Annotated in this window: 13 protein-coding genes and 3 tRNA genes; 8 read left to right on the top strand and 8 right to left on the bottom strand. The window is 64.4% G+C overall.

What is annotated here, in order from left to right:
* Nucleotides 1-502: 502 nt before the first annotated feature.
* Nucleotides 503-1,507, bottom strand: coding sequence for a magnesium transporter CorA family protein (locus IHV25_RS09400; RefSeq protein ID WP_242018908.1), 1,005 nt, complete (start codon nt 1,505-1,507; stop codon nt 503-505).
* 396 nt (nt 1,508-1,903) lie between these two features.
* Nucleotides 1,904-2,701, bottom strand: coding sequence for an MlaA family lipoprotein (locus tag IHV25_RS09405; RefSeq protein ID WP_192534875.1), 798 nt, complete (start codon nt 2,699-2,701; stop codon nt 1,904-1,906).
* A gap of 602 nt (nt 2,702-3,303) precedes the next feature.
* Between IHV25_RS09405 and IHV25_RS09410 the strand changes: the two genes are divergently transcribed.
* Nucleotides 3,304-3,391, top strand: a tRNA-Ser gene (locus tag IHV25_RS09410).
* Nucleotides 3,392-3,821: 430 nt separating this feature from the next.
* On the opposite strand, the gene IHV25_RS09415 is transcribed toward IHV25_RS09410, so the two are convergent.
* The 4 genes from IHV25_RS09415 to IHV25_RS09430 form a co-directional block, all read right to left on the bottom strand.
* A tRNA-Arg gene (locus IHV25_RS09415) sits at nt 3,822-3,898 on the bottom strand.
* Between the two features lie 421 nt (nt 3,899-4,319).
* Complete coding sequence (locus IHV25_RS09420; RefSeq protein ID WP_420825423.1) at nt 4,320-5,834, bottom strand: acetyl-CoA hydrolase/transferase family protein; 1,515 nt, start codon at nt 5,832-5,834, stop codon at nt 4,320-4,322.
* A 190-nt stretch (nt 5,835-6,024) separates the two neighbouring features.
* Entirely contained in the window at nt 6,025-7,530 is a 1,506-nt protein-coding gene (locus IHV25_RS09425) for a hypothetical protein (RefSeq protein ID WP_192534876.1), read from the bottom strand.
* 199 nt (nt 7,531-7,729) lie between these two features.
* Nucleotides 7,730-8,785: an RluA family pseudouridine synthase gene (locus tag IHV25_RS09430; protein WP_242018909.1), complete on the bottom strand. Its 1,056-nt coding sequence runs from the start codon at nt 8,783-8,785 to the stop codon at nt 7,730-7,732.
* Nucleotides 8,786-9,090: 305 nt separating this feature from the next.
* Between IHV25_RS09430 and IHV25_RS09435 the strand changes: the two genes are divergently transcribed.
* The 3 genes from IHV25_RS09435 (at nt 9,091) to IHV25_RS09445 (ending at nt 11,483) form a co-directional block, all read left to right on the top strand.
* Entirely contained in the window at nt 9,091-9,897 is an 807-nt protein-coding gene (locus IHV25_RS09435; RefSeq protein WP_192534877.1) for a hypothetical protein, read from the top strand.
* A gap of 71 nt (nt 9,898-9,968) precedes the next feature.
* Nucleotides 9,969-10,044, top strand: a tRNA-Thr gene (locus tag IHV25_RS09440).
* Between the two features lie 329 nt (nt 10,045-10,373).
* The gene (locus IHV25_RS09445) at nt 10,374-11,483 is read left to right on the top strand and encodes a type I restriction endonuclease (RefSeq protein ID WP_192534878.1); all 1,110 of its coding nucleotides are present in this window, start codon (nt 10,374-10,376) and stop codon (nt 11,481-11,483) included.
* A 243-nt stretch (nt 11,484-11,726) separates the two neighbouring features.
* Here IHV25_RS09445 and IHV25_RS09450 read toward each other — a convergent pair whose 3' ends face one another.
* Entirely contained in the window at nt 11,727-12,203 is a 477-nt protein-coding gene (locus tag IHV25_RS09450; protein ID WP_192534879.1) for a hypothetical protein, read from the bottom strand.
* Nucleotides 12,204-12,560: 357 nt separating this feature from the next.
* Here IHV25_RS09450 and IHV25_RS09455 point away from each other — a divergent pair, with 357 nt between their 5' ends.
* Both IHV25_RS09455 and IHV25_RS09460 read left to right on the top strand, forming a co-directional pair.
* Nucleotides 12,561-14,051: a tetratricopeptide repeat protein gene (locus IHV25_RS09455; protein WP_192534880.1), complete on the top strand. Its 1,491-nt coding sequence runs from the start codon at nt 12,561-12,563 to the stop codon at nt 14,049-14,051.
* A gap of 144 nt (nt 14,052-14,195) precedes the next feature.
* On the top strand, nt 14,196-14,801 hold the full coding sequence (locus IHV25_RS09460; RefSeq protein WP_192534881.1) for a hypothetical protein: 606 nt from the start codon (nt 14,196-14,198) through the stop codon (nt 14,799-14,801).
* Between the two features lie 97 nt (nt 14,802-14,898).
* On the opposite strand, the gene IHV25_RS09465 is transcribed toward IHV25_RS09460, so the two are convergent.
* Nucleotides 14,899-15,312: a phage portal family protein gene (locus IHV25_RS09465; RefSeq protein WP_192534882.1), complete on the bottom strand. Its 414-nt coding sequence runs from the start codon at nt 15,310-15,312 to the stop codon at nt 14,899-14,901.
* A 272-nt stretch (nt 15,313-15,584) separates the two neighbouring features.
* Between IHV25_RS09465 and IHV25_RS09470 the strand changes: the two genes are divergently transcribed.
* Nucleotides 15,585-16,307: a GPO family capsid scaffolding protein gene (locus tag IHV25_RS09470; protein WP_192534883.1), complete on the top strand. Its 723-nt coding sequence runs from the start codon at nt 15,585-15,587 to the stop codon at nt 16,305-16,307.
* Nucleotides 16,308-16,441: 134 nt separating this feature from the next.
* Complete coding sequence (locus IHV25_RS09475) at nt 16,442-17,479, top strand: phage major capsid protein, P2 family (protein ID WP_192534884.1); 1,038 nt, start codon at nt 16,442-16,444, stop codon at nt 17,477-17,479.
* Nucleotides 17,480-17,506 lie beyond the last annotated feature (27 nt).

Raw genomic sequence — 17,506 nt, forward strand, 5'->3', positions numbered from 1 at the left:
GAAGGACAGCTGAGGCTGAGCCCCGGCTGACGACCCGGTAACGGGAACTCCGACGCCCTTCCGGCGCTCGCATCCCTTCCGGGGAGAGACGGTCCCGAGCGACCGCTCTCTCCGGGAGGCCGCTCCGGAGGGGCGTGCCGTCCGGTTAGCCCCTGCCCTGCCCGGATCGGGTGTCACAGGCCCCCACTCCCCCCTCTTTCGACACGACGCCCTGCACCGGACAGTCCCCCGAAGGGACCGCCCGCACACACAAGCGCGTGCCGCGCGCCATGACCGACCCGCGCCGTCAGCGGGCCAGCTGCAAGCCGGGCAGCCGCGCCCGGTCCGGGACTGTGTTCAGGAAAATGGGGAAGGGTCATGCCGCACGGCCTGCGGCACGAAGCCGCCACACCGCGCGTCCTGCACCAGACCGCTCACGCCCCGCGCAAGACCGCCCGTCCGGCCGGCCCAAAGGCTCAGACCGGGACAGCCGGGCCAAAGGCTCAGAGGGGAGCAGCCGCTCCTAGAGCCATTTCTTGTAGCGGAAATAGGAAAAGGGCAGGATCGCCGACACCAGCATGAGGGCAAGGGCGCCGTAATAGCCGTACTCCCAGTGCAGCTCGGGCATGTTGTCGTAGTTCATGCCGTAGATGCTAGCAATCAGGGTCGGCGGCAGGAAGGCCACCGCGGCCACCGAGAAGATCTTGATGATGCTGTTCTGCTCGATGTTGATCAGCCCCAGGGTCGCGTCCAGAAGGAACTGTATTTTCGAGGACACAAACGTGGCGTGCTCGGTGATGGAGGCCACGTCCCGCAGGAGCGTCTTGGTGCGGTCCCGGTCCTCGCCCTTCATGGCGGGCTGGCTCGACAGGAACAGGACAAGGCGGTTCAGGCCCAGAAGGCTGTCCTTGATCTTGGAGCCCAGATCCCCCGTGCGCCCGATGCGCCGCAGAATGTCGGTAAAATCGCAGCCCGCCCCCGACTTGCCGGTGGCCCGGAAGATCTCCTTGGACAGACCCTCGAGGTCCGCAATAGAGGTCTCCAGGATATCGGCAAGGCGGTCCGTGACCTGCTCCAGAAGCCCCAGGAGAGCCTGCTCTCCGGTGGCGATCAGGGCGTGCTCGCGGTTGATGCGCCGGGTGAAGATCTTGAAGGACAGGGGATCCGTGTAGCGGATCGTCAGAAGCTGGTGGCGCACGAGAATGAACGTGATCGGAGCGGACTCCGGCTCGTCCGCCGCCGAGTTGTTCAGAACCGGCATGGTCATCACCAGAGCCGGGCCGTCCACGTACAACCGCGACGACAGCTCAATCTCTGCCATTTCCTCCCGGGAGGGAAGCTCGATATCCAGAAGGGCCTCCACCGCGGAAATCTCGTCGGTGGTCGGCATGAGCATGTCCAGCCAGACGGTCTGGCCGGGAAGACGCGGAAGCGTGCCCCCGGGGCGCTTTGCATTCAGTTCCTGCGCGTCCATGACGGCCCGCGACAGCACGCCGGTGCCGGGATCGTAGCCAAGGAGTGTCAGCATGGGGCGCCTCCAGTTCTTTTGGAAAAGGGTCTTGTGGCGATACGCTCGCCCGCCTTTTTTGTCAATCCCGAAGCGGCCTTGCAGCCCGCTCCCGCCTGGCCGCGCCTCCGCGAACGCTGCCCCCGAACCCGGCTTCTCGGTGCGCTCCGAGCCCGCAGAAACGGGCCCGCCGTCACCGCACCACGCCCCCCGGGGTGGGCCGGACAGAGCCCCGCCCTGCCCGTGGCCCCGGGGAACCGCGCACCGGGGGACGGATCCCCCGAGCGGGCGCCGGGCCCCAAAAAGAAAACGGGAAAGACGCCGTTCAGGCACCGTTCCCGCTTATCCTGAACCGGAGCCGGGACCGAACCGCACGCTGGCGCGGGTCCGGTCTGGCTCCCAACCCCGAGGCGGACCCTAGCGGTCCGGCCCCTCGTCTTCCATGTCCGGGAAGTAGTCCACGAACGGACCCGTCGCCGAATCCAGGTTCTGGACCTTCGCCCGCCGGTTCTGGGTGTAAAGGCTGCGAATGGTGGCGTAGAAGTCCAGCGAGGTCGCCCGCAGGGCGTCCAGCTGCGGCGTGGCCTGCCCGAGATCGTTGGACAGGCTGGCGTAGGCCCGCGCCGCCTGAAGGGAGTTCCCCCAGGTCTTGTCCGGCAGCCAGAAGAACGGGTCCGAGACGATGTCCACACCCGTACCCACCGCATCACGCGGGCTGGAGGGCCCGAGCAGCGGCAGGACAAGGTAGGGGCCGTCGCCGACGCCCCAGACGCCGAGGGTCTGGCCGAAGTCCTCGGAGTGGCGCGGCATGTCATGATCCGCCGCCACATCCGCGATGCCCAGCACACCCACGGTGGTGTTCACCGCAAAGCGCTTGGTCGTGGTCCAGGCCCGGCTGAACTCGCCTTGCAGCAGGTCGTTCAGAAGAATGACCGGAGTGCTGAGGTTGTGAAGAAAGTTGTCAATCGCCCGCTGGCCGCCCTCGGGGAGCACCATGTACGGAGCGATGAACGGCTGCGCCATCATGTAGACAAAGTCGTTGACGGCAAACACGTAGCGGTTCCAGGGCTCCAGCGGGTCATCCACCTGGTCCGAACCGGCAACCTGCGTGCCCGTCGATGCGCAGCCCGCGAAAAACGAAAGCGCAACAGCGACCGCCGTCACCCGCGCCAGCGAACCGAACGGTCTGCTCCTATCGATATGAGAACGGCCCATGCCCTGTGTTCCTCAGTAAAAAGGCTAAAACGAATGACGAGAGGCGCCGATTTGGACACAAAACAACTGTTAAGGGCCTGAATAGGCTCTAACAAAGGCAAGATTGGGTCCAAAATGCGACGCCTTTTGCGGTATTTTCGACTTTACGTGGTTTACAGCCGGCTCTCAAGGAAAAAAGGCCAAAAACTGCGGCTTTCCGGACGCGAGGACCAAAAAATCGTCTCCGGCCCCGAAAGCTGCGACGGAAAGGTGCGCCACACCCCCGATACCCCTGCAAACGGGCCCGGGCGAGGTCCGCAGCAGCGACGGAACCGGCGCCGCTCTACGCACGCCTAACGGGAATCGGGTACGAGCCCCGGCCCGGACGCATGCAGCCCGGGAGACCCGGGCACACCCCGGCGCTCCGTGACCGGAAACGGGGCCGGGGATCCCCTCCGGCCGGACAGGCCAAAGACAGGATCCGGTCCGGCGCCCTGTGGGTGCCCGCCCCCACCGGATGTTTTTTTCACGTCCCAGATTGACTTTAACCAGGGCACGGCCTACCAATCGGCAGGGTTCCCTCGCGGAACCTGCAGGGGAACGACCCCGCCTGCAACGGCCCCGGAGAGGTGGCAGAGTGGTCGATTGCGCCGGTCTTGAAAACCGGAGAGGGGCAACCCTCCGTGGGTTCGAATCCCACCCTCTCCGCCACAGGCCAGCGCGAGGGCCTGGCACCGCCGAAACCCCACACACCACACGCACACGTCAGACCGCACTCCCCGCCTGCAGGCAGGAGCCGGGTGTCCCGCTCCATCTCCTGTTCGGTTGTCGGGGGAAGGGCCCAGCCGGGCCAGCGGCGAAGAGCGGCCAACCCGCCGTACAGCAGGCGAACACCGCCGGGGAACGTGGCGGCACGCCCGTCAGACCGGGCACACCCCACGCCCGCAGGCCGGTGGCAAACCCCATCGATGCCGCCCGCCCGCAGACAAGGGGGGCGCGCACCACCGGGATCCCATCACGGACACCGCAGACGGCAGCCCCCTGAAGCCACGGGCGCACGCAAAACGGCGGCCCGCTCGGGACACCGGAGACGGCGCGGAACAGAGCCCAAGGGGCGTACTGATGGTTCGGGGAGGGAAGCTGGTGCGTCCGGCGGGATTCGAACCCACGACCTTTGGCTTCGGAGGCCAACACTCTATCCAGCTGAGCTACGGACGCCCTCTTCGTGAGGCTCCTGCGACCCTGTTCCAACGACAGGCCCGGAGCGCTCTTCAGTCCGGCATCCCCACCGGGAACGCCAGAGCGCGGAACTTAACCTGGAAGAGCCCGTCCGCCAAGGAAAAAAGTGCGCCCGCGGCCCGTAAAGACCAAACCGCCGGAACCGGGCCCGCGAAGAGCCGAAACAGCACGCCCTCCGGTGGCAAGTCGACCGCCACAAACGCAGAGGCAGGCCGGATCCGGCACAGAGCGACGCCCCCCGGGGCGCCCCCCGCTCCAGCCGGGCACACCCGAGTGCGCTTGTCCCTTCCGCTCCGCGTCCTGCCGGCCCTGCCCCGCCCGGGCCCGCGCCGGAGGCACAAAAAAACCCGGAGGCGGAACACCGCCTCCGGGCAGACGCAAGAAACCGGACAGGCCGGGATCAGGCTCTCATGGACCCGGCTTTGACAAACCGGGAGTGCCACGACAGGGCCTCGTCCAGGATGACCGGCGTGTGCTGGCCAACCGACACATCGCGGGCGCGCTTGTAGTAGTCCAGAAGCGCCGGGCGGTAATCCGGGTGCGCACAGTTGCGGATGATGGTCTCCGCGCGCTGCTTCGGGGACAGGCCGCGCAGGTCCGCAAGGCCCTGCTCGGTGACGATGACGCGCACGTCCTGGGAGCCGTGGTCCACGTGGCAGGCCTGGGGCACGATGGCCGAGATGGCGCCTCCCTTGGCCGTGGAGGGGGTCATGAAGACGGAGATCGACGCCGAGCGGGCAAAGTCACCCGAGCCGCCGATTCCGTTCATCACCCGCGAGCCCATGACATGGGTGGAGTTCACGTTGCCGTAGATGTCCGTCTCGATCAGCGAGTTCATGGCAATACAGCCCAGGCGGCGGATGACCTCCGGGTTGTTCGAGACGTCCTGGGGACGCAGGATCATCTTGTCCTGGAACTCGTGCATGTGGTCGTTGATGTACTTGGCCATGTCCGGCGACAGGGAGAACGCGGTGGCCGAGGCCATGCGCAGCTTCCCGGCCTTCAGCAGGTTGATCATGCCGTCCTGGATCACCTCGGTGTAGGAGGTCATGTTCTCGAACGGCGAGTCCATCAGGCCGCACAGCACCGCGTTGGCGATGTTGCCCACGCCGGACTGGAGCGGGAACAGGTTCTCCGGCATCCGGCCCATCTTCACCTCGTGGGACAGGAAGTCCAGGAGGTTGGCGGCAATCTTCATCTCCACCTCTCCGGGATCGGAGAAGGGCGCGTTGCGGTCCGGGATGTGGGTCTCGACCACGGCCACGACCTTGGACGGATCCACGGTCATGTAGGGCGAGCCGATCCGGTCGTCGGCCTTCATGATGGGGATGGGCTGGGTGTTCGGCGGGGGCGCGATGGTGTAGAAGTCGTGCATGCCCTCCAGGTCCGCATTCTGCCAGGAGTTGACCTCCAGGATGACCTGCTCGGCCGCATCAAGCCACGCCTGGTTGTTCCCGGCGGACGACGAGGGGACAAGACGCCCGTCGCTCTTGATGGCGGTGACCTCGATGACCGCGGTGTGAAGGGGCCCCATGGCGCCGCTCTTCACCAGGGGAGTGGAGTGGCTGAGGTGATAGTCGAAGTAATGCGCCTCTCCGCGATTGATCCGGTCGCGCATGTGGGTGTCAGACTGGTAGGGCATGCGGAACTCGATGCCGTTCACTTCGGCAAGGGCTCCGTCCAGCTCGGGGCCGGTGGACGCGCCCGTCCACAGGTTCACGCGGAAGGTCCGCCCGGAGTCGGCTTCCTCCTTGATTTTGGCGGCAAGGGCCAGGGGAACGGCCTTGGGGTAGCCCGACCCGGTAAATCCGCTGGCACCAATGGTCGTGCCGGGCTTGATGAATGCGATGGCTTCCTCGGCGGTCATCACCTTGGAGCGCATCGTCTCGCACGCAACGCGGCTGTCTTTAAGCAAAGCTTAGTCTCCTTCTTCCAACATCCAGCTTCATGCCTGTGGGAGGCCCGAGGGAACGGGCCGGCTATCGTGAAGTGACACTGCGGATCCCTGGGGCAGGTCCGCGCGTTTCCCGAAGGTGGGGCCGCACCCGACGGAAAGGAACGGGGGCGGCCGGGAATATTTCAGCTGCGAGGCTCTTCAGCGCACCTCACATCTTTTCGGGTGTGCAGTACTGCCCGCGGCTTTTCAGCGCCAGGCAGAGATTCGTCGCCACGCCGGACTCCAGCGGTCCGGCCAGCAGGCGGATGAAACGCCCCTCCCCTGTCAGGGTCACGGCGCGCAGCACGGACTGGCTGCTCCCGAGAAGGGCGGGGTATCGGGCCTGGAGTTCCTTCCATCCCTGCCGGGCCGCATCATCGGAGCGGTACGAGGCAAGGTGGACCAGGGTCGTGCGGGGCGGGGTGCCATCCGGCGCCCCCGCGGTCCCGGCGACCGGTCCGGCGGACGCTCCCGACGTTGCCACGCCCGATGCCGGGCCGCCGGACGCTGCCGGGCCGGACGGACCCGTGGGGCGGGTCGCGGCCGGTTCGGCCGAGGCTGGCCGGGCTCGCGGTCCGGACAGGGCCGCAAGCTCCCGTTTGGCCTCCGGCTCGGTCACCAGTCCGGTGGCGAGCAGGGTGTTCAGGCGCCTTGCGTATGTGGCCCGGGCGGCTTCCGACGTCCCGGGCTGGGCCACGGGCTGCCAAGCCGTGGGGCGGTCCGGCAGCAGGGCGTCCAGGATGGCGGTCCGCTCGGCGTCAAAGCGGCTCTGGGTGATCCCCCCTTTCTGGAGGGTCAGGCGAAGGTCGTTCAGGCGCCCGGACACCTCGGACGGACCGGGTGCTGGCATCAGGGCCCGGGTCGAGGGCGGCGGAAAGGTCAGGGGCAGCACCGCGCCCAGATTGGCAAGGCGGCGGGCGTCAAACTCGCCGCGGGAGATCAGCTTCTCGTCATAGAGGCGATGCAAGATGCGCAGCCGCTCCATGGCCGCCTGGGACAGGCCCTGGGGCCCTGGGGCCTGTGCCGGGGACGTCCTGGCCGCTGTCCGGTCCGGCTCCGCCACGGGGCCGACCACATCGGACCAGCCCGCGGCCGGGGTCATGGCGGCTCCCGCCCTGGCCCTCGGCTGCCCGGCCCTGGAGGCCGAAGCCTGAGCCGGATCCGGCTTCGCCAGTCCGCCGGAGAGAATCCGGTCCGCAACGGCCCGGGATCCGGTCACCGTCGGCTGGAGGGCAATGGCCGTACCCCCCTGCCCCTCGGTCAGGGCACGGGTCTCGGGAAGCATCTTCAGCACATCCAGATTCTTGCGGGCAATCTCGGTGATGGGAACGGCCTCCAGCGTGAACCACTGCCCGAGGACCGCCTCGGCGCCCGGTTTCAGGGCCAGAAGCGTCTGATAGGTCTGGATGGCCTCGGCCGGGCGGTCCGTGTTCTGATAGACAAGGGCCTGGGCCAGAAGCGCATAGGGGTTCCGGTCATCCGCGACCAGGGCGCGGCTGGAATAGCTCTCGGCGTTCAGGAAATCGCCCTTGGCCAGGGCCGCCAGGGCCACGTCCGAGGCCCGGATCGATGTGGTGATATAGGTTCCGTCCCGGGAGACTCCGGGACCGCAGGCGCCCACAAGAAGGGCGACCGAGAACATCAGACCCGCAGGGAATGCACTCTTTCGAAGCATGGCCATGTCTCTGTTCCAGAGTCCGTTCAGTTCCGTTCAGTAATGACACCCCATCGGGCACCATTGCGCAAGGCAAGGTAACCACGGAAGGTGAACAGAAGACAAGCCGGGAACTGTGCTCCCGGTCTTTTTTCGCGTTTCCGCCTGCCGGACCGGGACAGTTCCCGGGGAAAAACGCCCTGCAAGGCCCTCAAACCGCTTACAGATCCGTATCAAGCCAGCCTGAGAACGGATCGGGCGCATCAGAGAGGTGAAAGCCCAGCGCGGCCATGGAGGCCCGGAAGTGGGCCGGGACCGGGGCGGTGACCTCGAGGCGCCCGCCGTCCGGATGGGGGATCGACAGGGCGCGGGCGTGAAGGTGGAGCTGGCGGGCAAAGCCGTCCCCGGACAGGAACGCCCCGACCCCGGCGTACTTGCCGTCGCCCAGGATCGGCGTCCCGAGCGCGGTGGCGTGGACCCGCAGCTGGTGGGTCCGGCCGGTGCGCGGGCGCATCTCCAGCCAGGCGGCCGCCTTGCCCGCATGATCCACCATGCGGTAGTCCGTGACCGCCGCCCGTCCGTCGTCGCTGATGGTCATGCGCTCGCCCCGGGCCGCGGCCTCCTTGGCAAGGGGGGCGTTGATCGTGCCCTGCTCGAGCTCGGGCACCCCCACCACCAGAGCCCAGTAGATCTTCTGGGTGTCCCGGTTCCGGAAGGCGCGGGTCAGGAACTGGGCCGCCCGCAGGGTCCGGGCCAGCACAAGAACGCCGCTGGTGTCCTTGTCCAGCCGGTGCACCAGGCGGGGGCGCTCGCTGCCGTCGCGAGTGAACAGGTCCAGCAGGGCGTCAAGGTGCCGGGTTGTGCCCGTGCCGCCCTGAACCGCCAGCCCGGCCGCCTTGTCCAGCACCAGGACCGAGGCATCCCGGTGCAGCACCGAGGCCTCGAGGGCGCGCTCCTCCTCCGGTGTGGGCGGGCGCGGAGCCCGGGGCGCCCGCGGAACCCGGGGCTCTGTCCCGTCCCCGGACGCGGTGTCCGCGGAGACCTCACCGATATCGTGGGGCACCTGCACCCGGTCGCCTCCGGCCAGACGGTCACTGCTTTTTTTGGCCCGGCTTCCGTTGACCCGGACCGCCCCCTTGCGCAGGAGCTTCTCGATGCGCCCCTGGGTCAGCCCGGGGAACTGCCGGCGGAGCCAGCGGTCAAGGCGGACGTCGCCCCCGTCCTCGGGAACATCAAGGGTCAGGGGAGACTGGCGGGGCATTTCGGCGTGGATCATGGAAACCTGTCTGTACGGAAAAAAGGAAACGCGCGCAAAAAAAAAGCGCCCGCCCTGTTTAGCACCGGACGGGGGCCGGGGAAATGATTTCAGGGCCCGAAAAAGCTTTCCGCGCCGTGAATTTACTTAAATCTCTGTTTTTTTTGTCGAACAATTCGCCGAAGCTGATATCCTCAAAAGGTTGGCGAAGGAACGAGACGGCACGCCGGGCGACCCGGATCCTGCCGGGCGTTCACAGCCCGGAGCAAAACGGGCGGCAGCCGGACACGGCTCGGGCCGTCGTCGCTGGAGTGTACGCAGGTTCCATGTCGACCATTTCCCTGTATCGAGAAAAAACAACGTTCTACAAGATCTCGACCGCGTCCCTGCGACGGCTGGAGGACAAGACCTCCTACCTGCGCTCGAACCGGATCATTCTCGACATGAAGCCGTTCCGGGACCGGGTGGTGATCCGGGCCAACTCGGTCCACAACACGCTGCGCTGCGCTCACATGATCCTGGAACAGTTCTCCGAGAACTCCGCCGCCCTGAGCGAAAGCGCCGAAATCGACTGGAGCAGCCTGTGGCAGACGCGGCTCAGCAGCTATGACCGGGAGTGGAACCCCAGCGCCTGGTGCTCGGTTCACGTCAACGGCCGCCACCTGTTTGCCAGCCGCAAGTCCGAGCTGATCGACCAGATCGAGAAAGTCGCCCGCGGCGCCGACCTCTCGGAGGAAATCATCCGCGAGGCCGTGAAGCCCTACTCCCGGCCCGGGGAAGACCTGTTTGTCGAGCACGAGAGCCAGACTGCGGTGCTGTTCTCGATGTTCCCCACCTCGGTGCGAGCGACCGTTCTGGAGCGGGAGCGGGGCCGGACCCGGTCCTTCTCGGTCACCATGCCGTACAAGGAGGATCTCCTCCCCCTGTTCGGAACCCGCATGAGATTCGTCGCCGACGTGGTCGAGGCCATCGCCCTGCGGGAAATGCTGGAGGGCGCGGGAATCGCCTATGTGGGCTCGGTCCCGGCGGAACAGCTGCACTGCGCCCGGGAGCGACGCATCGAGTGCCTCCAGGATATTATCGAATTTGAACAGGCATCCAGTGTCGTTTACCGGCCCGAACGGCCCATCTGAGGCGGCGCGCCCGCACCGGGCGTTTTTTGCTTTTGCATCCCCCGTTGCATGATGCTAGGTTCGCGCCCGGAGCCGCTTTAGCTCAGTTGGTAGAGCAACCGCCTTGTAAGCGGTAGGTCGTCTGTTCAAGTCAGACAAGCGGCACCATTCTTCTCAAAGGGTTGGGGGCTGTTGCCCACAAAACCGCATGCCGGTTAGACACCCTTTTCGGAAAACTTAGACACCCTCCCCCCCTGAAACCGGCGCCTTTCAGCAGGCGGATCGCCTGTTTTTCCCGTGCCCTGCAGACCGCCACCGGCCACTCCGGGCTCTCGGGCAAACGCCCCCTGTGGTCGGGATCGGCCCGCAGGGACTGTGCGGACCTGCGGACCGCCCCGCCTTGACCGCCAAAGGTTGCCAGCACAAATTGACTCGCCTTAAAGTACATTCCATACTTCCCCGCTGGAACGTCCTGTCCGCACGCCAAGGGGGTAGATATGATGGAACTGACTGCCAGACTGAAAGATCTGGCTGAGAAAAGTCGCGCAATCGGCCCGACCCTGAAAACTGAAGAGGCCACAAAAATGGCCCTCGTGATGCCTCTTCTGTCCCATCTGGGTTACGACGTCCACGACCCCAGGGAAATCTGCCCCGAGTTCATCTGTGATGTCGGCGAGAAGAAAAAGGAGCGTGTCGACTACGCGATCATGCAGGACGGAAAGCCGATCATCCTGATCGAGTGCAAGCAGTACGGAGGATGCCTGGACCTTGCGCCCGGAACCCAGCTTGAACGCTATTTCAACACCACCTTCTCCCACGTCGCAGTCCTGACCGACGGGAACCGCTACCGGTTCTTTACGGACCTTGAGGCCCGCAACCGCATGGACAAGGTTCCCTACATGGAGTTCACCCTTGAATCCATGGACGAGGGCCTGATCCCGGAAGTCTTCAAACTTGCGAAAGGACGCTTTGATCCGGCAACCGCCATGAGCGCGGCAACCGACCTCAAGTACACACGCGAGTTCCGAAAAATTCTGGAAGAGCTGTTCCAGGAGCCGGACGAGGAGTTTGTCCGGTTCCTCGTCGGCAAGGCGGACGAGCGGGAAAAGGACGCACCCCGGCGCCGGTTCACCCCGGGGGTCATTGCCTCCTTCAGCCCGCTTGTCAAACGGGCCATGCAGCGCTGGATCAACTCCAAAATCAACGAGCGGCTGAAAAGCGCAATCCAGCCGGACGAGGAGCACCCGGCCAACGCGGCACGCGCGCAGGAGATTGCCCCCGCCGAGGAACTCGGGGACAAGATCGTCACAACGGACGAGGAATGGCAGGCGTTCTTCCTCGTCAAGTCCATCCTGCTGGGAACCGTCGCTCCGGAACGGATCTTTATCCGTGACGCCCAGACCTACTGCAGCGTCTTTTTCGACGACAACAACCGGCAGCCCATCTGCCGCTTCTGGTTCAACGCGCGTCAGAAATACATCGGACTGTTCGACAAGGGTGACCCGAATGAGCGACCCCGCCAGGAGGACCGCATCCCCATCGACACCCTGGACGAGATCCTGCCCCTGGCCGACCGACTCCGCGAAACCGCCAAACGGTATCTCTAGGGGCAGGGCCGCCACCGCCCCCCGGAGCCGTCGGGCCGGCGTTCCCTGTTGTCCGGATCTGCCCGCAGGGACCGTGCGGAACTGCGGGCCGGCTTCCGACCGGCTCCCAACGCTGTGGCCACAGCCGTAACGGACACCGGCCCTCACCCGCGCCGGCCCGATTGCCCCGACCGCTGCCCAACACCCCACATTCCATGAAAAGGCGCCATACTGTCAGGGCCACCCGCGCACGGAGTGGCCGCACTAGTAAAACAGGCGGCCGGACACAACCCAAAGCCTCAGCAAGCTTCCCACGAAGACGAGAAAGGCAAGCATGAGAAAGACCGTCGCATAATTCAGAGCCCGCTCCCGTTGACGTGAACGCTTCTGAACCGCCTCAAGCTGCCGTTTCCGTAACGCCGCCTCGGTGTCGACGTCCGTATCCGGAGCGCCGAACACCGACGAGACAGGCGCCACGAAGAAGCGCAGCGCCAAAACTCCAACAGCCACCAGAGACAGCATGAATATAGAAAAACTCGTAACAAACAATGCGCTCGATGGATAAAAAACGGACTCTTCTCCATAGAAAGAAATTGTTACACGCGTGGAACTGAGCACAATTGCTGAGACCACCATCACCAGCAAAGCCAAAGCCAGGGTGCCTCGAAATGATTTTGAAAGCTCCGTGTTCCAGTACTCGGCGATTCGGAGCCTTTCTCTTTCAACCGCGTCCTCGCTCATATGTCCCTCCCATAAGAATGGAGAGGGAATCATACGAGCAAAGCAGTCGCTTATCACTCAAAACGATCGGGCGCGGTGATAATTCTCCGTGCGCCCCCTTTTTCATCCCACGACGAACGCCGGATGCCCGGAGCGCGGGAGGGAATGCAATGTTCAGGGGCGACCACCCCCGGACCCGCGGAAAGGAGCAGACGCACCTGTGACGCTCCCACAGGGAAAAAAGGGCCGCCCCCGGGCAAGATAGCGGGGGCGCCGCTGGCATGGCTGTACCCAGTCCCGGCGCGAGATTGGGGGCTGGGCGAGGCACGGGCTGAGTGATACCCTTTCCACCCCTGATCACTTTATGGATGAATTGCCATGCCCAGAGGTATTGCCCTGTTTCTCGCAGCCGTGCTGTGCGTAATCCTTGCGGCAACGTCCGAAGGGCTGGCGGGCGACAATCAGCCGGGGCAAGAGCGGAGCGGAAACGACAGTCTCGCTACTCGCGTCGAAACGCTGGAACAGAGACTGCAACTCAAGGATATGGAGGTGCGGCTCCACCAGTTGGAAACCGAGAATCTCGACCGCCATCTTGAGGCCGACCGTTTCTGGAGCAGCTCAGCAATAAGCGCTGCCGCCTTAATTGTCGGTCTTTCCGCAATTGTAGTCACGGGAGCGGGAATTTTTTCGTCCGTGCTTGCCTGGCTGACTTTTCGCCGAAGCGACGAAGCCAAAAAGCATGAAGAGGAAGCAAAAAGGTGTGCGGAAGAAAGCAGGAAGCACCTGAAAGACGCACAGGAAAGCGCCCAATCTGTCTCAGAGCTAGTAGGCGACATCCCTATCCAAACCGGGGAGGTTATCGAGCCGGAAGCCGGACGTAAAACCGAGAGCATCATCGAAATGCCTGATGCAATTGCGTCTTTGCGTGCCTTTGCAATCGATGCAAGCAACAAAGAGAACTGGCCAGCGTCAATTGAGCTTTGGAAACAGGTTCTAGGCATGCTCCTAAGCAAGACCGGGGATGTAAATCGAGCACAGATTAATGAGGCCCGCTCCCGCCTGGGCGTGGCCCTCGGCATTTTTGGATCCCAGGAACGCAGCAAACCACACCTGCTTGAATCCGTCGCACTTTTTTTAACCGTTTCAAACGACCTGCAACGTCAACGCGAGCCTTTAGAGAACGCCTCAACTCAGAACAACCTTGGCAATGCGCTTTCTGCCTTGGGCGAACTGGAAAACACTGCAGAGTTCTTTGAGGAAGCAGAGGAGGCCTACCGAGCAGCAATCATAGAATACGAACGCATGGGTCTCCACTTTGACGTGGCTGCAACCCAAAACAATCTCGGCAATGCACTTTACAGACTGGGTAAGCAGCAAGGAGACCCGGAACGCCTGAACGAGGCGTTGAAAATCTACAACGCCGCCCTTCAAGTGCTAAGTCCTGAGCAGACCCCCGTCCCGTGGGGTAACGCCATGAACGGCATGGGCAACGCACTGCACGAACTCGGTGTTCTGACGGAAAATACAGGGTACCTAGGGGAAGCAGAGGAGGCCTTGCGCAGCGCAATGAAAGTGCGGGCACGCGCCCAATCACCTAGAGATTGGGCCATGACACAGAACAACCTGGGCAACGTCCTCCGGACCTTGGGCGAACGGGAAGCCGGCACAGAGCGCCTGGAGGAAGCGGCAACATGTTACCGCAACGCGCTCCAGGTATTCCACGGGAACAGTGCCCCTTATTACCTGGAGCACACAAGCGAGAGCCTGGAGAAAGTCGAGGCTTTGATCCGCTCGCGGAACAACGGTGGCGGAGACGACAACAGGGACAACGGCGGGAACGGGAACACACCGCCCCCGACGGATCAATAAAAAAAACCCGGCACCGGGGAGTGTCGGGGTTGAGGATGCCAGAGGAGCCGAAAAAGGCGGACAGCCCAGCACTATGGGCGAAAAACCGATTCGACAGTAGTTTATGATCCCCAATCTGGTTTCAGAATTCACAGGGAAAAGAAGATGGAGAAGCTTCTCAGCCCTCTGGTTTCCATCGCCACCATTGCCGGAGCCGCAGTGGCCGTTTATTCCGCATGGGATTCACGCCAATCGACCCGAAAGCAGGAACGCGAGGGCGAAAAACAGAGACTGGAGACGAAACGCCAGGCCGCCATCGCAGCCGAACTCCTCCACACCCGGCATGTTGAAGCCCGACGGGCATGGGTCAACGATGTCATTGACATGATGGGCCGCGCCATTTCGCTGTGCCGAAGCGACGACACCCTCTTCCCCGGCAACGACCTTTTGCGGGAACGGGAGCACATTGCCATGCACTTGTCTTCCTTGCTGGACAAGGGGCGCCTTCTCTTCCCCAATTACGCTCATGAGACTTATGGAGCCAAAAAACCGCCGGCAAACAGGGGATTCAGGGAACCGATACTGGAATTCATTTTTGAAGGCTACGCGGAAGTGGCTGCCCTGGAACGCCTGCCCGACCCAAGGCGTGCCGACGCGATTTTTGAGATCCGGCGCAATTTTGTCGGCCACGCGCAGGAGGAACTCGACCCGAGGCAACAGCAGGCCCGGCTTAAAGCCGTCCTTGGCGACGCCCTGACTCAAACCGACTGATGTTCTTCCGCCCCTACGCGGCCGGCGGTTCGAGGGCAGTGCCCCGGAAGCGGATCACGTCCTCGCCCAGCCAGAGGTTCAGGTCCAGGAACACGGCCTAGAGCGGCGCAATCTCGTTGATGGCGAACACCCGGGCGGCCTTCTCGACATCGCCAGAGCCCCCCGTATTGTTGGGGATGATACCCAAAAGTTGGGGCGGTACCCGGTGGGCGGCCAGGGACTCGGGCAGGCCATAAATTTCCCGCGAGACATCGGGCTGCATCACGTGGAAGACCGGGTTCCCAATCCGGGTTTCCCGGCCCCAGTCCGGCACGAAATAGTAGCGCGCGAGATCCTCGCCGCGGCGGGCGTCTTTGGCCAGCGGCACCTCCAGCCGCAGGGGCTGGTCCAGCCGGTTGTCGATCCGCTCCCGGTAGGCGTTTCCGAAAATCAGGACGTCCTGGGCCAAACGCCGGAACAGGGCGCGGGCCCGGGTGCGGGGATCCCGGGAAAAAGAGAGCACGTCGTTCATCACCGCACGGAGCCACGGAGCCCGGCGCGACGAACCTCGGTGGTGTTGTAAACTGCGAGTTTACAACAGGGCCCGTTTGCTCCCGGGCCCGGTTGGGGGGATCCTGAGGAAAAGAGATCACGTCGTTCGTCGCCCCACGGTGGCAGATCGGGAACGCGCTTTCCCGGGCCTTAACTTGTCGGCCGCCTGTCTACAAGTTCCGGTGTTTGCTCCCGGGCCCGTTTTCTGACCTTACTTGCCCCACACCATCCCAAGTTGCATGGAGCTCACTGATGACCTTTTCTTCCGACCCCAGGCCCGCCTCCCGGCCCCGGACCTTCCGCGTGGCCACCGAGGGCGCGACCTGTGACGGGCTTGCCCTGTCCCGCGCCCGGATCGAGCAGATGGCGAAAAACTACGACCCGAGGCTCTACGGCGCCCGGGTCAATCTTGAGCATTACCGGGGCATCCTGCCCGACGGGCCCTTCCGGGCCTATGGCGATGTGATTGCTCTGAGCACCCGGGAGGTGCAGGACGGCAGGCTGGCCCTGTACACCACCATCGACCTGCCCCCGGATCTGGTGGCTTTATGGAGGGCCCGCCAGAAAATCTACATGTCCATCGAGATTGAACCGAAATTCGCAGATACGGGCGAGGCCGATCTGATGGGCCTGGCTGTGACCGATTCCCCGGCGCCCCTGGGCTGCGAGATGCTGAAGTTTGCGGCCGGAGCCCAAGTGAACCCGCTGGCGCCCCCCAAGACCGCGCCCGGCACCCTGTTCGCCAAGGCCGAGCCGGTGGAGATGGCCTTTGATGCGGATGCCCCGGCGGACGCCACTGCCCCGGACACCCCGAGCCTGCTCGAGCGGGTCCGCGGTCTGTTGTCCCGAAAGGAACGCACAGACGCGGCCGCCCTGGCCGATGTACACACCGCGGTCCGCCTGGTGGCCGAGCAGACGGACCAGACCGTGGCGGACGTGGAGCGCGCCGCTCGGGCGAGCGTATTGACGCCCTGAGCCGCCGCCTGGACGACCTGACCACCGCCCTGTCCCGAGAGCCCGCCCGCCCGGAAACCACGACCCGGGCCCTGGCCACGGGCGCCCCGCCCCCGCCCAAACCGACTTCTGATCCAGACCGGAGACCCGAAACCATGCATCCAGAGCTTCGTCACGCCCTGCGGACGTATTACAACCGCTTGGCAGAAATCAACGGCGTCGATGACGCCTCCAAACTTTTCACCGTTGATCCCTCAGTCCAGCAGCGGCTGGAAACGAGAATACAGGAACACGCCGAGTTCCTGAGCCGCATCAACATGGTCGGTGTGCGCGAGATGGAGGGCGATAAGGTGGGCGACCCCACGCCCTCACCCACCCGCTATGACGGCGGTGCGGCACTCCAGCCCCATGCGGCCCACTCCCTGGACGCCCGGCGTTACCGGTGCAGAAGGATCAACTACGACACGTTCATTTCGTTTTCCACCCTGGACGCCTGGGCGAACTTCCCGGACTTCCAGCATAAGGTGGCGGACCTGTTCCTCCTCCGGCAGGCCCGGGACCGAATTATGATCGGGTGGAACGGTGCCCGACACGCGGCCCAGCCCAACCCGGTCGCCAACCCGCTGCTGCAGGACGTGCAGGTGGGCTGGCTGCAGCACTATCGAAACGAGGCCCCGAAGCGGGTTCTCAAAGGCGTGAAGGTGGGCCCGGACGCCAACACGGACTACAAAACCTTGGACGCGGCGGTCTGCGACGCTGCGAGCACCCTTCTGGACCCCAAGCACAGGAGACGCACGGACCTGGTGGCTGTTTGCGGGGAAACGCTGCTGCACGACAAGTACTTCCCTCTGGTGAACGGCGCCGAGAAACCCACCAAGCCCCTTACGGGGCAGGTGTTCATGTCTCAAGAACGCCTCGGCAGACTGCCAGCCGTGAGCGTCCCCTTCTTCCCGGAAGACGCGGTTTTCGTGACGCCCCTGTCCAACCTCTCGATTTACTGGCAGACCGGCGCCCGGCGCCGGTACCTGAGGGAGGAACCAGAGCGCAACCGGCTGGTGAACTTTGAGAGCTCCAACGACGCCTTTGTGGTGGAGGACTACGGCGCGGGCTGCCTGATCGAGGGCATCCGCCTCCCGGGCTCCGATACCGATCCGGGCGAAACCGCCCCCGCTGCGGCGGAGGCCAAGCCGTGAGGATGACCCCCGCCCAACGCTCCCGGG

Origin of the sequence: Phaeovibrio sulfidiphilus, from assembly GCF_014861485.1 — a bacterium.
Classification (GTDB): domain Bacteria; phylum Pseudomonadota; class Alphaproteobacteria; order Rhodospirillales; family Rhodospirillaceae; genus Phaeovibrio; species Phaeovibrio sulfidiphilus.